Annotated in this window: 13 protein-coding genes and 2 pseudogenes; 3 read left to right on the top strand and 12 right to left on the bottom strand. The window is 38.4% G+C overall.

What is annotated here, in order from left to right:
* Window positions 1-17: 17 nt before the first annotated feature.
* On the bottom strand, window positions 18-1730 hold the full coding sequence (locus tag C7390_RS04835; protein WP_116443695.1) for a methyl-accepting chemotaxis protein: 1713 nt from the start codon (window positions 1728-1730) through the stop codon (window positions 18-20).
* Between the two features lie 531 nt (window positions 1731-2261).
* Here C7390_RS04835 and C7390_RS04830 point away from each other — a divergent pair.
* A complete protein-coding gene (locus tag C7390_RS04830; protein WP_040893136.1) occupies window positions 2262-2498 on the top strand; it encodes a DUF6061 family protein in 237 nt (78 codons plus the stop codon).
* Window positions 2499-2817: 319 nt separating this feature from the next.
* Here C7390_RS04830 and C7390_RS13610 read toward each other — a convergent pair.
* The 11 genes and pseudogenes from C7390_RS13610 to C7390_RS04765 all read right to left on the bottom strand — a co-directional run.
* Window positions 2818-3516, bottom strand: a pseudogene (locus C7390_RS13610) (aldo/keto reductase); the annotation flags it as partial.
* A 56-nt stretch (window positions 3517-3572) separates the two neighbouring features.
* Window positions 3573-3986: pseudogene (locus C7390_RS04815) on the bottom strand (DUF6033 family protein); the annotation flags it as partial.
* A 16-nt stretch (window positions 3987-4002) separates the two neighbouring features.
* Window positions 4003-4617 (bottom strand): DUF6033 family protein, encoded by a 615-nt coding sequence (locus tag C7390_RS13605; RefSeq protein WP_227089673.1) that lies wholly within the window; start codon window positions 4615-4617, stop codon window positions 4003-4005.
* A gap of 33 nt (window positions 4618-4650) precedes the next feature.
* Window positions 4651-5409, bottom strand: coding sequence for a hypothetical protein (locus C7390_RS04800; protein WP_116443693.1), 759 nt, complete (start codon window positions 5407-5409; stop codon window positions 4651-4653).
* 27 nt (window positions 5410-5436) lie between these two features.
* Window positions 5437-6033, bottom strand: a complete 597-nt coding sequence (locus C7390_RS04795) for a hypothetical protein (protein WP_006859435.1) — start codon at window positions 6031-6033, stop codon at window positions 5437-5439.
* A 65-nt stretch (window positions 6034-6098) separates the two neighbouring features.
* Window positions 6099-6854, bottom strand: a complete 756-nt coding sequence (locus tag C7390_RS04790) for a hypothetical protein (RefSeq protein WP_227089672.1) — start codon at window positions 6852-6854, stop codon at window positions 6099-6101.
* Between the two features lie 21 nt (window positions 6855-6875).
* Window positions 6876-7676 (bottom strand): FlxA-like family protein, encoded by an 801-nt coding sequence (locus tag C7390_RS04785; RefSeq protein ID WP_308496999.1) that lies wholly within the window; start codon window positions 7674-7676, stop codon window positions 6876-6878.
* Window positions 7677-7852: 176 nt separating this feature from the next.
* Complete coding sequence (locus tag C7390_RS04780) at window positions 7853-8893, bottom strand: GHKL domain-containing protein (RefSeq protein ID WP_318295560.1); 1041 nt, start codon at window positions 8891-8893, stop codon at window positions 7853-7855.
* A gap of 326 nt (window positions 8894-9219) precedes the next feature.
* Window positions 9220-9933, bottom strand: coding sequence for a LytR/AlgR family response regulator transcription factor (locus C7390_RS04775; protein WP_040893134.1), 714 nt, complete (start codon window positions 9931-9933; stop codon window positions 9220-9222).
* Between the two features lie 183 nt (window positions 9934-10116).
* Window positions 10117-11856 (bottom strand): MobA/MobL family protein, encoded by a 1740-nt coding sequence (locus C7390_RS04770; RefSeq protein ID WP_306783712.1) that lies wholly within the window; start codon window positions 11854-11856, stop codon window positions 10117-10119.
* Between the two features lie 242 nt (window positions 11857-12098).
* Complete coding sequence (locus C7390_RS04765; RefSeq protein ID WP_008116692.1) at window positions 12099-12329, bottom strand: helix-turn-helix domain-containing protein; 231 nt, start codon at window positions 12327-12329, stop codon at window positions 12099-12101.
* 184 nt (window positions 12330-12513) lie between these two features.
* Here C7390_RS04765 and C7390_RS04760 point away from each other — a divergent pair, with 184 nt between their 5' ends.
* Window positions 12514-13131, top strand: coding sequence for a helix-turn-helix domain-containing protein (locus C7390_RS04760; protein ID WP_040893133.1), 618 nt, complete (start codon window positions 12514-12516; stop codon window positions 13129-13131).
* 160 nt (window positions 13132-13291) lie between these two features.
* Complete coding sequence (locus C7390_RS04755) at window positions 13292-14587, top strand: tyrosine-type recombinase/integrase (RefSeq protein ID WP_008392857.1); 1296 nt, start codon at window positions 13292-13294, stop codon at window positions 14585-14587.
* Window position 14588: the final 1 nt, after the last annotated feature.

Below are 14588 nucleotides of genomic sequence, written 5' to 3'. Positions count from 1 at the left end.
ATTCACCTTCCATTATATTACTCTTCAATGTCTGAGATTTTGAATTTCGCTATCATTTCACTCAGATTTTCTGATTCACTGCTCATCTGCTGGCTCGCAGCCGCACACTCCTGTGATGTTGCTGAATTGGTCTGTACAACATCATTGATCTGCTCAATTCCTTCGTTAATCTGCTTGATCTCACTGGTCTGGGTCTCAAGTGTATCAGCTATATTAATCACCTCTTTTGTAATCACCTTAGAGTTCTCTGCTACTTCTTCAAGCTGTGAGGCTGTCTGCTCTGCAATATTCATGCCTTTTTCAACAGCCTGCACAGATGCCTCTATAAGCGCAGCTGATTCCTTTGCAGCCTGTGCACTTTGATCGGCAAGAATATTTACCTGATTTGCCACAACCGCAAAGCCTTTTCCTGCCTCCCCTGCCCTTGCCGCCTCAATAGAAGCATTTAATGCAAGCAGGTTGGTCTGTGATGCAATCTCATTAATAGTTGATATAATCTGATCTATCTGTTTAGAGGCTTCGTTTATTTCATGCATAGCTGCAACCATCTCCTGCATCTTTCCATTGCTTTCCCAAATTGCACCTCCAAGCTCATCCACTTTTCCACTGATTTCCTTTGCACTCTTTGAATTCTGCTCCACCTGCTCTGAAACTCCCGCAACTGTCGCTGTCAGTTCCTCTACAACCGCAGCCTGATTGGTTGCACCGTCTGCAAGGTCATTTGAGCTTGCAGCTACCTGCTCTGCCGCACTTGAAACCTCGCTTGATACATGCTGGATTCCATTTATGGTGACTGCCATACTTTTTTCAAATTCCATAAATGACTGTAAAATACCTACAAAATCGCCTCTCCACTCTACTTCCGGCTGTGCATCAAAATGTCCGTCCGCAAAGAGCTTCATCGACCTGTCTATATCTTCCACATATGAGCCGAGAATACGGATAGACTTTCTCATGCTGTGTGCCAATCTACCGATTTCATCCTCTGAATGGTACTCAAGTGTGCTGTGAAGATTTCCTTCTGTCAGCTCCTTTGCCACATCCTCGATTGCATATAACGGCTCAAGGATTGTATCAAGCACGATCTTTCCTGTTCTCTTTGTCAACCGCCATGCACATGTCAGACAGATAATGATGACTATGAGTCCGACTGCAGCACATACGTATGTACTTACAACTGCCTGAAGGCTTCTTTCGTCAGTCAGCTTGTCGATTTCCTTTGCAAGCTCAACAGTTTTATTTAACTTTGGTGTACACTCATTGATAATCTGATCAACAGCCCCATCCTTCTGTCCGGCTTTAATCTTATCCATGATTGAGTATCCGGTATTCGCCCAGTCAGAAAGAGCCTTTGAATATTCATTATACTGATCCTCAGGAACGATACCTGCTTTTTTTATTGTTTTTAACTGCACATCAATATCCTCTAGCAAAGTTTTTGCACCCTGCTCATAATCTTCATACGTAGACTTGTCAGGATTAAGTGCCATCTCTCTTACATTTCTTGCCGCTGCAGTTACATTTATTCTACATACCTTAACCGCCTGATCAGAAGCATTTACCTTGTTTACATAGTTTAACATATTGAAAAACAACACACCAATGACCGCAATCGAAAGCAGTCCCGAAATAAGCATCATGGTAATAACCATTTTGTAACCATAGTTGATTCTTTTACCCAAATGCATGTTTTCCAATTTCTTTTTCATCGCACCTTTTTTTGAAGACATAGTTTGTTATTTCCTCCTATCTTATGATACCTTTTGACTCTTTAATCATATTATTATTTATACTCAAGTCCGAATTCATCAGACTAATTTAATATAGTACTTTTTTCTAAGGGCACAATACTGTATTCTCAATAATCTTTATGTGAATCTTTCTATTAAATATGTGGATTTGCACAAAATGGTATAATTTTTCGTAATCCCCCTTAAAATACATATTTTACGAACTGTTTGTATTTTTGGTCAGTTTTGCAAACTTGAATTGAGATTTCACATATTCTAAGGGATTTAATAATTATTATATTATGTTATCAAATTCCTTACAAGCCCTTGAAAACACTAAGTTTATCGCAGGTGAGCTTTCCCTTAGGCTTTCCCTTATGTTATATCTTCCCATACGAGTTTATGAACTCTGATAAGGGAAAAAATAAGGGAAAGAAAATTATATAAAACAAAATAAAACTGACATAGTGAACTGATTGAAATGCTTCTGATTTTTTTACTGATGATTGAATGATAAGGAGATTCGATACGATGAGAACAATATTTGCAGAATACAATCCTAATCAAAACAGCATTGATGTTTATACCAGTGCAGGCTATATACTCCGTATTGATTGTTGGGAAGCCGAAAAGAATTTAAAAACCACACCTGGATCTGATTGTGCTTTGACATCGCTTGCAATTGATGAGCCACTAGAATATGCAAGGTTATATCTTGATGAAAATTTGCAGATGTGGGTAGATGCTGAAGATTCCTTAGAATTATAAAGTTTTGAACTGTGATTTGCAAGTCTTGAAAACATCAGTCATAATGTGTTTAACAGTTCCGATCCGGTTCCAAATGTACTTCGGATTCCCGGAACCGGATACTCCGGCAATTCCCACAAGCTTATTTAGTGGAATATCCACATTAATATGTTTCAGATTATGAACATGTGCATTTCGAATTTTAATCACATTCGGATGATTCTGTTCCTTCATTTTCTTATCCTTTCCGTATAACAATTTTCTTATCCTATTATACAGCAAAAGCGTATTGCCGGTCGTATAAACCACAATACGCTTTTGCCTTTATGAAGCTACTTTGTTACACAATACTCATAAACCATTCCACTGTTTCTGGTGAATAATGGGAAAAGAATAAACTCTTTCCAGTATCAAGTGCCTCGATCTGCTTCATTTAGTCTTCTGTCAGCACAAAATCAAATACATTGAAATTCTCCTGCATTCGTTCTTCGTGCGTTGATTTTGGAATCACAACAACGCCATTCTGAAGCAAGAAACGAAGTGCCACCTGAGCTACACTCTTTCCATATTTTGCTCCGATTTCTTTCAGTACCGGAGTATTGAAAAAATCATTTTTTCATTCTGCAAACGGTCCCCAGCTCATAATCTGTGTATTATGTTTTGCAAGATATTCACGAGCCACTTTCTGCTGCTGGAACACATGTGTTTCCACCTGATTTACCGCAGGAACAACTTCTGCGAAATGTGCAATATCGATATAACGATCCGGATAGAAGTTTGAAACGCCGATTGCACGTGCCTTGCCTGCTTTATAGGCTTCCTCCATTGCACGGTATGTTCCGTAATAATCGCCAAATGGCTGATGAATCAAAAGCAGATCCACATAGTCTGTTTTCAGTTTCTTCAAGGATTCCTCAATCGAAGCCTTTGCTTTTTCATATCCTGCATTGCTGATCCAGATCTTTGTGGTAATGAAAAGTTCCTCTCTTGGCAGACCGCATTTTACAATTGCCTGACCTACGCCTTCTTCAGAGGGGTATTGTCAAGTGTGTATGTAAGATTTTATGAAATTGCTTCTATTTTCATCTGAATCCATTAAACTAAAAAATTAAATCTTCCGCCGATTTTATTCTCCTCCGGTTTGGTAGAATCCCAGTCAATATTTTTGATCTTATCCAAAAGTTCTTCTTTTGAATTTGCCTGAACCGTAGTTTTTCTTACTTCGATTTGCTTGGACTGATCCTTTTTCTTTGCCTCTTTTTTCTCCTCAGCTTTCTTTTCCTGAAGCTTTTCAAGATATTCTTTCTGACTGGCTGATGATTTTTCTAACTCTGCAAAGAATGTGGTAGTTCCGTCACTATTAAAAGAGATGCCAAATTTTGTAATTTTTGTATCAGTATCTGCATTGCCGTTAGTCTTACCGAATACTCTTTCAAATCCGAACTGGGCATTGATTTCATCTGACATACGCAAGGCTCCCTCAATGCTATGCATTTTTTCTGCATAATACTTCGAATCTGATTATTTACACCTTCAAATCGACATTGTTCTTTTTTGAAACTTCTTTATGCTTTTTCATCGAGAATACTTCTTTTTCTTCCTTTGTATCCTTTGCTTTTTCCAACTGCTTCTGTAGGATTTCTTCGGCTTTTTCACTCATATTCTGAAGAAACGATTTTACTTTTGAATCTTTATGTCCTATTGCCCATGAACTAATATTTCCATCTTTATCTATTGCCCATCCCTGTTCAACTCTCCATCCAATATCTGCTTGTTGCTTTGCAAACTGCTCATCTAATTTTTTCATGTTACCAATTTCTTTTATGTACTCATCTTCTAAGTCTGAATCATTTGCCATTTTTGTTAAAAACTGAGGAGAAATCGCTACATTCGTGGTAATTGATTTACCATATTTCATCCCCGGACTATAATTTGCTGATACAAAACTATAATTGTCAAATTTTTTAGAAAGATAGGAAAGTTCATCCGCTGCAGTTTTTCGGGTTGTCCCTGTCTTTACATCTTCTGTTTGCTCCACAACCTGCTTTTCTGTGGTTTCCTTAGCATTATTTTTCCGTATATTACCGGTATAAGCATTTGTGTAAATATTAGAGTAATTGTTTACACCTGTAACTGCCATACTAACATCTCCTTTCGTATGACAAAGCTTTCATTACCTTTTATTAGCATAATAATCCCAAATACCATTAAGCATTTTCCGATCACCATCTGATACATTCAGATTTAGCCTTAAATCTTTCCAGTCACCCGAATACTGCTGCGATAATTTCTGGTTATCCGACTTGATGGCGGATAAAAATGCCTGATATGCCGAATTTTGGATAACCCCCTTTTCTTTAGATTTTGCAGTATTCTCCTGATTCTCACCTATGTTCTGTTCATTTGCTGTCTGTTCACTTCCTTTATGGTAAACTACCGATGGGGTAAAATCCTGTAATTCTGACCAGATTTCTGTTGAAGTTGCCATAAAATTACTGTGATTTTCATATGCCTGATTCAGCATATCCAGTTCTTTTTCTTTGGTTAATTCCTCAATTTTGCCCGATTCTGTCACATAATACTCCGGCTCATAATCTTGTTCCGCATATTTTTCTTCAATGCTGTTTTTCATTTTGTTATATGCTTCTGCCATTCTGTTTACATGATGTTCAAAGGAATCAGTTTTTACACTCTCTGTATCTTCTTTGACAAATATATCCGTCACTTCCTTCTCAAAACGGTTCTGATAATCCATAGAACTGACAGAAGATAAATGTCGAAAGCTCTCCTGCCCTGTTTTGGAAATGGAAAGTGTATCTGTATACTGTGTCATTTTCTTTTCTAAATCTGCCGGAACATTTTGCTTTGTATTTTCCCTGCTGTTATGTTCGATTGCAGAATATGTAATATTTGTATTATTGTAAATCTTCATAGCTGTTTCCTTCCCAGATAAATACCATTAGACTCTAATATCAATCGGCACATACCTTTTAATTGTGTCTGTTTGTACCATTTCTGCTGCCTCTAAACTATCTGTAGCAAGCTGCTCCTGCAAAACCTCGTCTGGAAGTTCTTCCATATTCTCCACAGTTTTTTCCGTCATCTGCTCTGTCATTTCTTCGGTTGTCTCCGAAAGTTCGTCCATGATTTCAGACATCATGCCCTTGTTTTCCTCTGTTCCAAGAGCTTCATCCACCATTTCTTCCTTTCGTTCTTCTTCTGTTTTAGGCTTATTCCTCTCAGCAGCTTCCGCAATCTTTTCGCCATGTTCTTCTGCCTCGTCCATGACATGAAACATCTGTGAATTATTATACTCCTGATTTGCTGCCGCAATTTCATCCTCATAATTATGAAACATTTCCAGCTTTTCAGAGATTTCTTCCAAACTGTCAGCCTTTCGGTTTTTCAAATTTTCTTTTTGTGCTTCAAAAAAAGCCACCTTATTATCCCGTTCCTGCTGTCGCTGCAATTTTTCCTGTGTACTTTTCAACATATTAGAACTATTAAATCTATTTATCAGTAAACCTCCACCGGATAAATTGACTGTAAAACTCATCTGGTTCCTCCTTCCCGACAAATTAATACAAAAGATTTTTCTTCTTGTCATTTAGGCTTAACATACTATACTTCCTTATCTATCTTACTTGACGTTAGAGAAGAATTCGTTTTAGAATATGTACCATTGTTTGTATAAGTTGCACTTGCCCGGTTCGCAGCATTTGATATACCAGTTGCTTTCTGGGCTGTTTTGCCTACAAAGGAATTGTAACCTGTAAAAACCGTTTTCAGTGAACTGATATCTGCTTTCTTCAATTCATCTTCATCTAGCTCCAACTTATTCCCCTTTCCTATGGTAATACCTATTTTAGAAAGTAAATGACTGGTTTTGTCTGTCATGCCTGTCATCCATGAAGCATTTCTAAGAACATCTTTTGTATTGGATTCTCCTGCCTCCTTAACAACGTCATTATAATCATCAATAAAAGATTTCACTTTTTTGGTAATTGCATCCCAGTCATAATCCTCTACCTCTGTTTCTTCCCCGGTCTTTTCATCCTTCTTTTTTATTTTCTTTTTTTCCCAGAGTGACGCATCGTTTAGTGCATCTGCTGATTTTTTCAGGGAATCCGCACTTGTTTTCATCAGTGTAAGCTTCTGTGAAGTATCGCCTTTACCCGATAATTTTTCTGCATCCTGCTTTGCATAATATGCTTTCATAAGTTTTCCATAGCTTCCGTTTTTAATCGCAGCATAATCAGAAAGCATATTGGTGTTTCCTACGGATGAACTGTCGGAAGTTCCTCCAAATAATGCGGAATAATCTACATTGCTGTTATATTTACTTGTGTAATCACTAAAACTCTTAATCTCTGACATAATACCATTCTCCTTTACCAACTATAAACGAATATCAATCGGTGTATACACTGCCTGCTGTGTTGCATTCTGTGCATTTTCCAGAGTCGGTGTTTCTACTGTCACCTGTGTTTCCCCTTTGATATCCGTATTCTTTACGCTGTCTGTCTCCTCTGCCGCAGCCCCCGCAGATTCCTGTGTTTTCTCGGATTTATCAGTATTGTTCTTTGTTGCAGTGTCTTCTGTATTGCTGTTCTCCGCTTTTGCAGCTTCTTCTACTGATTTATTTGCATCTGCAAGTGTAGACATCTGTGCTGCTGTCGCAGACTGTGCCTTTGCCTGCAGCTCTGCCAGTTCTTCTTCCTTCTTCTCAGTATTTCCTTTTCCGGCATCCTGTTTGATTTCAGATTCAAGCACACTGGCACGTCCCTGTATCTGTGTTGCCATACTTCCCTGCACCTTTGCCTGTTTCATGGAAGAATCTGCGGAGATCATCGCCTGCATACTTGCCTGTGACAATCCGGTGTCTTTCTTTTTAGAAGTGCTGCTTGTTCCAGCCACCATATCATCCATAGATGACGAATTTTTACTCTGCTGTTCCTTTCTCTGCTCGATCTGGTGCTGTCTTAACTGCTGATTGAGATTGTTAATCTCCTGCTGTATCTCCTGACGCTTTTTCATCTTATCCTCTAATGACATTTCTTCATTCGATGATAAATCCTGTAGCTTCTGCTGTGCATTTGCAATCTGATTCTGAATATTTTTACTTACAGAATCATTCCCCTGTGTCATTCCCATTGTTCCTATCTGCGTATTTGTCCCACTAAATCCATTGATTCTCATCGTATTGGCCTCCTTGAGCTTAAATTCTGAAATCCGTTTTCTAAAAAATCTGTACAACATGATTTCTCTTTACTGATTTTTCGGCATATCTTTCTTCACAATAAACAGCGATGTTGTGAACCGCCCTTTTTTTGTTGTGAAGCAAATAAAAAGCACCTTGAAGGTGCTTTTTGTCCTTATTCTACCTGTAACATAATACTTAGAACCACTTCCTGATTCTCCTGCTCTAAAGATATATCTCCCATATACATCCTTGCAACTCTCCGGATATTATGCAGTCCAATTCCATGCTCCTTCCCGGATTTCGTTGTTTCAGGCAGATCACTGTCCTTATAATTTAACTCTCCCTCATATCTGTTCTTTATGGTTATCATAAAAATACTGTTTTTCCGAAAAGAAGAGAGACTGATATAAGGATTTTCTCCACTTACATTTTCCATGCAATTATTCAGTGCATTGTTTAAGATCACGCTTAAATCAAATGCATTTAATTTCGTATCCCCCGGATAATGAAAATCTGATATAAAACGAATCTGCTTTTCCTTTGCTTCTCTTAACTTTTCCATCAGAATCACATCAATGACAGGACTCCCCGTTTTTATCTCAGGAGATATTTCATTCCACTCCTTTTTCAAATGCTCCATATATTCTGCTGCATCATCCATATGATTCTCTGCCACAAGATGTTCCAGCATCTGTATATGATTCCCCATGTCATGACGCAGGCTGCGGATATCCTGATACAGCTTTTCCACTTCCCCGATATGCTTTTTCATGTCACTGACCTGATTTAACACCAGCTCCTGCCCTGTCTGTTCTTCCTGTGCCACCTTCCAGTTTTGAAACATCGTAGTCATAACAAGAATTGCTATGATAGAAATAAAATAATGCACAAAGCTTAAAGCTCCATAAAATCCATAGGTATCTGTCAGGCTCTTTCCTGTACCTTTTTCATAAATATTCAAATAATATTGTAGAATGCCATACCCTGTAACTCCCACGAGAGAAGGTATGATAAGCATTACCAGCTCTTTGACGCTCATTTCATCATTTTTGTATACATATGCTTTATTGATCAGACCAATTGCAACTGCAAGGAAAACGATACAAAGCACAATATCCAGAATTCTCGTTCCAGCATAAAGTACATATTGCAGCCATTGTCTTCCTGCAATCGTATTTCCAAAAACCAGAGCTTTTGTGATAAAATCATCCATTCTGCCTGCCATTGCAACCGCAAGCCAACGGATAGAAAAAAATGTCACTGCAAGAAATATTTTCTGATAAATGTTTCTTCTGTCCTGTACATACATCACAAGAAATGCAGCCACAACTCCCAGCATATATGCAGAAAAATTGCCAATCTGCTGCGGTATCAGATACAGCACAGACATAATTCCAATATAAACAATACTGACCAGAGCAGCTTCCCTTTTCTTTTTCATATATGGATATACAAAAACACCAAAACAGATTCCTGTAATAATCAAAATTGCAATAACAGAAAACTTCGATGTGATCATCCAGCATCTTTCCACTAAACTCATCTGACTTCATTTCCTTTCCTCTGGTTATACTTCAGATATTGCTTCACGAACTCCGGATAATTCTTTTTTGCAATCAATGCAGTTCCATTTTTCATAGTTACACAAGTTGCATCATATTTTTCTACATATTTAAAATGTACCAGATAGGCTCTGTGTGTTCGGAAAAAATCTGTTCCTGCCATATCACTTAATTCCTGTAATTTACCATAGTATTCAATATCCGTACTTCGTGTATGGATAATAACTTTCCGGTTATACACCTCGGCATACACAATATCACGCAGAAAAATTTTTATATGACTTCCGGCGTTCTGTACCATAATATACTTTTCGTCTTTTTCAAGTCTGGAACTCCTTTTTATGTTATGGACTGCCTTTGTCACAACCTCTTTCAATTTCTCATCGGAAAATGGCTTAACCAGATAATGAAATGCTCCGACATCAAATGCCTGAAAAACATACTCCTCTGCTGCTGTCACAAAAATGAGTATCATATCCTCATTGTCCTGACGAAGCATCTTTGCCGTTTCCATCCCATCCATTCCCGGCATCTGAATATCCAGAAAAAGAATATCCGGCTTACTGCCACTTGCGATCAGTTCATCACCCGATAAATATTTATCTATAACCGCATCCGGCAATAACTTTTTTATTTTTTCTTCCAGTATCTGAACCATAGATACTTCATCATCGCAGATAGCAATTCGCATATTGTCACTTCCTTGCTTACATATATTTATAGCTATTATATCGGATAAGTTCATGCAATATCTATCTGGAATGTTGTGAATTGACCTTTTTTTGTTGTGAAAAGGTCATCAATTTATGCTAACAAATTTGTAAACATGAATAGAAGAACATAGTAATCCATATAATTGGGAAAACAGAAGAATTTATCTCGCCCATTTGGCTTGGTTCTGTTTATTATATTGCCTGGAACTTTCCACCTCATTCTGCAGTCTATCAAGTTTCTCCGACATTGTTTCTGTCTTATCCTTTGAAACAACTACATTGTCATAGCCTTTCTTCCAATCTTCAATTTTCTGCTGATAATCTGCAAATGCCGTCTTAGATTCCTTATAACTTAGATAAAATTCATTCATGTTCTCAAATCCATAGTTGCGAACCATGTTTGAAAGTCCAATCTTCAGGCGATCAATATAATCTGTCTTTTCATCAATCTTTCTCTGCAACTCTGCTTTCCTTGTGAGCTTTGCCAAACCTTTTAAATCTGACAATTCAATCTCAAAATTACCTCTTCGCTGTTCTGCCTCAAAGATAAGTTTATTCTGATTATCAAGCTCTTCCTTTATCTTCTTTAGTTTGGTATAATCGGCTACCACTGGTGTCATTACAGGCTTGGCAGGTGTTTTCTGAGTAGCAACCATCTCTTTCGATGGTGAGGTAATAACATTCTCAGCTGATTCCCCTTGCTTTGGTTTTATATCCTCAATAATTGCATTTTCTTCAATATGCGTAGCTGTATCTGCCACTATATGACTTACATTATCAGTCTTATCAGCTATCACAACATCCGTATGCTGTATCTTACTCCAAATAGTTCTGGCTGCTTCAAGCACCTTCGATATCAGCAGTACCAACTCCGTAATCGCCATATTTAGTATCAATGTTAATCGTTGTGGTTTGTTTCCATATCGTTGAATCGACCTTTTTATCGGTTCTGTGATATGTTCCCTTTTTATCTGTAAAATATCATCCATAGGAACATCGCTTATAATTGCCCTGTCAACTTCGCGATTCCAATCCATCCGTAGCTTATTATCCTGCTCAATCTGTTCTACCTTTGGATTATTCCTGCCAATTTTTTTAGTAGCAAGATATGGACCGTTACGGTCAAATACTGTTAATCTGTCTTTTTCATCCGTTACCCAGCGGTTTATCATTCTGGTATAGAATAACTTTACCTCGTCCAGAAAATCTTCCTGCTTGAACCTCGTATTCTTTGAAGTAAACAGCTTCTTCTCATAGATTTCTCCTTTTTTGATAACCTTACACCTTTTGCGGATATTGCCAGCTTCATCAAGGATTTCTTTCTTAGTTCTTACATGATTACCACGCTCATCATAGAACATATTTCTTGTGGCAGTCTTGATAACCAGCTCTGCCAAAAGCTGCCTTTCAGAAAAGATAAGATGGATATGGAAATTTGTCATACGCTTGTTATGGTGAAGTGCCGCAACACATTCTACGCCATACTTTTCCTTAAACTTATCTGTAAATGATCTAAGCACAATATTAGGCATTCCTTGTTCAAAAAGTGATTCTGGCAGAGCAATGATAAGCTCCCTTGCCTCGATACATTTTCCCTCAACACCGCTTTTCTTAAATTCCTGCTGGCTACATCGTGCAAGTTCTGTCCAGTAACTTCTTTCCGTAGTTTCATAGACCGCATACAGATGTTCCTGCTTTGCATGGCTTGATATATAGGTTATTCTTCCTCGGACATTCGACAGTTTGGTCATCTGTATAAATGAATGTCTTGTTGTCAATGTGCTTTCTTCTCCTTCCTCTGATAATTGGAATGAAAGATGAACAGATAATATAAGTGGTATTGCTATTGGCTTATTGCCGTATCCGGCATAACCAAATGCGACAGCATTTGTATAAGTCACGCTTGCGTGGCTTTGCTCCCTGCAAGGGCGAAATACGCTGAGCATAAACCGTAGGTTTGTGCGAGGGGTGTATTTCGCTCTCAAACGCCGAGGGCTTTGATATCTTGTGATTTGTCAGTCTTCCATTCCGTTAATTGGTTGTTGCATATCAGAAGAAGCACATGTTATAATCCTCTTGCGTGTAGGTATATCATGGCTTCGGTCTGATATATCAGGGGCGGTTTCATTAGAAGCCGCCTCTTTTAAGTTATTACTTTTCTTGTGACTGCTTTTACGTTGCTCTTATCTCTTAAGTCTCTGCCTTCGTTGACTTCCATAAACTTTTCAAGCATATCCGTTTTTATGAGAACTTTTCTTCCTACCTTTAGAACCGGAAGTTTTTCCCACTCAACAAGTTTTCTCAGAGTGTTTCTTCCAATTCCTGTATAATTGGCAGCATCTTCTATAGATAAAGCTATCTTTCTTTCCGTCATTTAATCCTCTCCTTTCAAATTGCATTATGCAATTTATTTTTCTGTCAGTATATCGCGTTTATATTTTATTGTCAAGCGTTACGAAATTATAAAGATAATTACGGTATTGCATATTGCAATTTTATTTTTTATATGATATAGTATGAACATACCGAAAGGAATAACCGAAAAGGAGGCAGACAACATGAAGGATAAGGAACTTCGCCGGATTATCGGTGAGAGAGCTAAAAGCCGCAGAACAGAATTAAACCTTACACAACCTTATGTTGCAGACAAGATGGGAGTCACCGCTTCCACCATACAGCGTTATGAAGCTGGAACAATCGACAATACCAAGAAGATGGTACTCGAAGGACTTTCCGAAGCACTTCATGTATCTGTGGAATGGCTTAAAGGCGAAACTGACAGCTACGAAACAGATATAACAGATAAGAAAGAACTTCTTATAAGAGACGCTATGACAGGAATTATCGAAAATCTACCAACTAACCTTGATAATGCAGATGGAGATTTCGCCAAGAACCTGTTGCTGGCAATATTAAACGAATACAAGCTCTTTGCTGATTCATTTACAAATGCCTGCAATAACTTCAAGGGAAATACAGAATATGAAGATGTAGCAGCCAAGATGGGTTTTGAATCCAATCAGGAATACAATGAGATAATGTTTTTAAGAGAGATAACCCACTCTGTTAATGCATTCAATGACATAGCTGACATCATAAGAACATATTCCAAGAATCCGGATGTGGCGGCACAGAGACTATCCCATCTCTTAGAAGATAATTCCGATTCGGTATAGAACGACAACCGGAGTTATGATACAATGAGCACGAGCAAGTCAGGCTGTTTACAGATTTGACGAGCGGCGAATTGGCTTATGGACTTGTCCATAAGATGCCTACACGCAAGAAGCATTTCATCAGTTCCGATTGTCTGATATCGAAAGGAGACACACGATTATGGCAAAAGGATCTGTAAGAAAAAAAGGAAAGAAATGGTACTACCGCTTCTATGTAGAAGATGCAAGCGGCAATCTGGTTCAGAAAGAATACGCTGGAACAGAAAGCAAGAGTGAAACAGAAAAACTGCTCCGTCAGGCAATGGACGATTACGAAAGCAAGAAATTCATTGCAAAGTCGGAAAATATTACAGTTGGAGAATTACTTGATATATGGGCAGAGGAAGAATTAAAGACTGGTACTCTCAGTAATGGAACAGTCCAGAATTACCTCGGTGCTATTACCAACATCAAGAAGCATCCAATTTCAGAGAGAAAGCTGAAAAATGTAACATCTGAGCATTTACAAGCCTTCTTCGATCTGCTTTCCTTTGGTGGCACTTATCCAGATGGTTCAGAAAGAAAAGGTTACAGCAAAGATTACATTCGTTCTTTCTCGGCAGTATTACAGCAGTCATTCCGGTTTGCAGTATCACCAAAGCAATATATCACTTTCAATCCGATGCAGTATATTAAGCTGAAATACCAGACGGATGAGGTTGACCTGTTTTCTGATGATGACATGGATGGCGATATACAGCCAATTCCACGAGAGGATTATGAAAGACTGATTGAATTTCTACAGGATTACAATCCACCGGCAATACTTCCAATCCAGATAGCTTATTATGCAGGACTTCGTATCGGTGAAGCCTGTGGTCTGGCATGGCAGGATGTAAATCTTGAAGAACAGTGCCTTACAATCAGACGCAGTATCCGATATGATGGTTCAAGGCACAAGAATATCATCGGACCAACCAAACGAAAAAAGGTAAGGATTGTTGATTTTGGAGATACACTGGCAGAGATTCTTCGCAATGCCCGAAAGGAACAACTTAAAAACCGAATGCAGTACGGAGAACTTTACCACAAAAACTACTACAGAGAAGTAAAAGACAAAAACAGAGTTTACTATGAGTTCTATCATCTGGACGGAACAGAGAATGTTCCAGAGGATTATAAGGAAATATCCTTTGTCTGCTTAAGACCGGATGGAAGTCTGGAACTGCCAAGCACGTTAGGAATTGTTTGCAGGAAGATTGCTCAGAAACTGGATGGATTTGAAGGATTTCATTTTCACCAGCTGCGACACACCTACACAAGCAACCTTCTGGCAAATGGAGCAGCACCAAAGGATGTGCAGGAACTGTTAGGGCACTCAGATGTCAGTACCACCATGAATGTCTATGCACACTCTACAAGAAAAGCCAAGCGGGAATCTGCAAGGTTACTTGATAAAGTGGCAGGCAATGACTAAA

The sequence above is a fragment of the Bacteroides galacturonicus genome (assembly GCF_003096855.1).
In the GTDB taxonomy this organism is placed as follows: domain Bacteria; phylum Bacillota; class Clostridia; order Lachnospirales; family Lachnospiraceae; genus Lachnospira; species Lachnospira rogosae.
The sequence above is the reverse complement of the archived record's forward strand: the minus strand, read 5'-3'. Positions and strand labels throughout refer to the sequence as shown.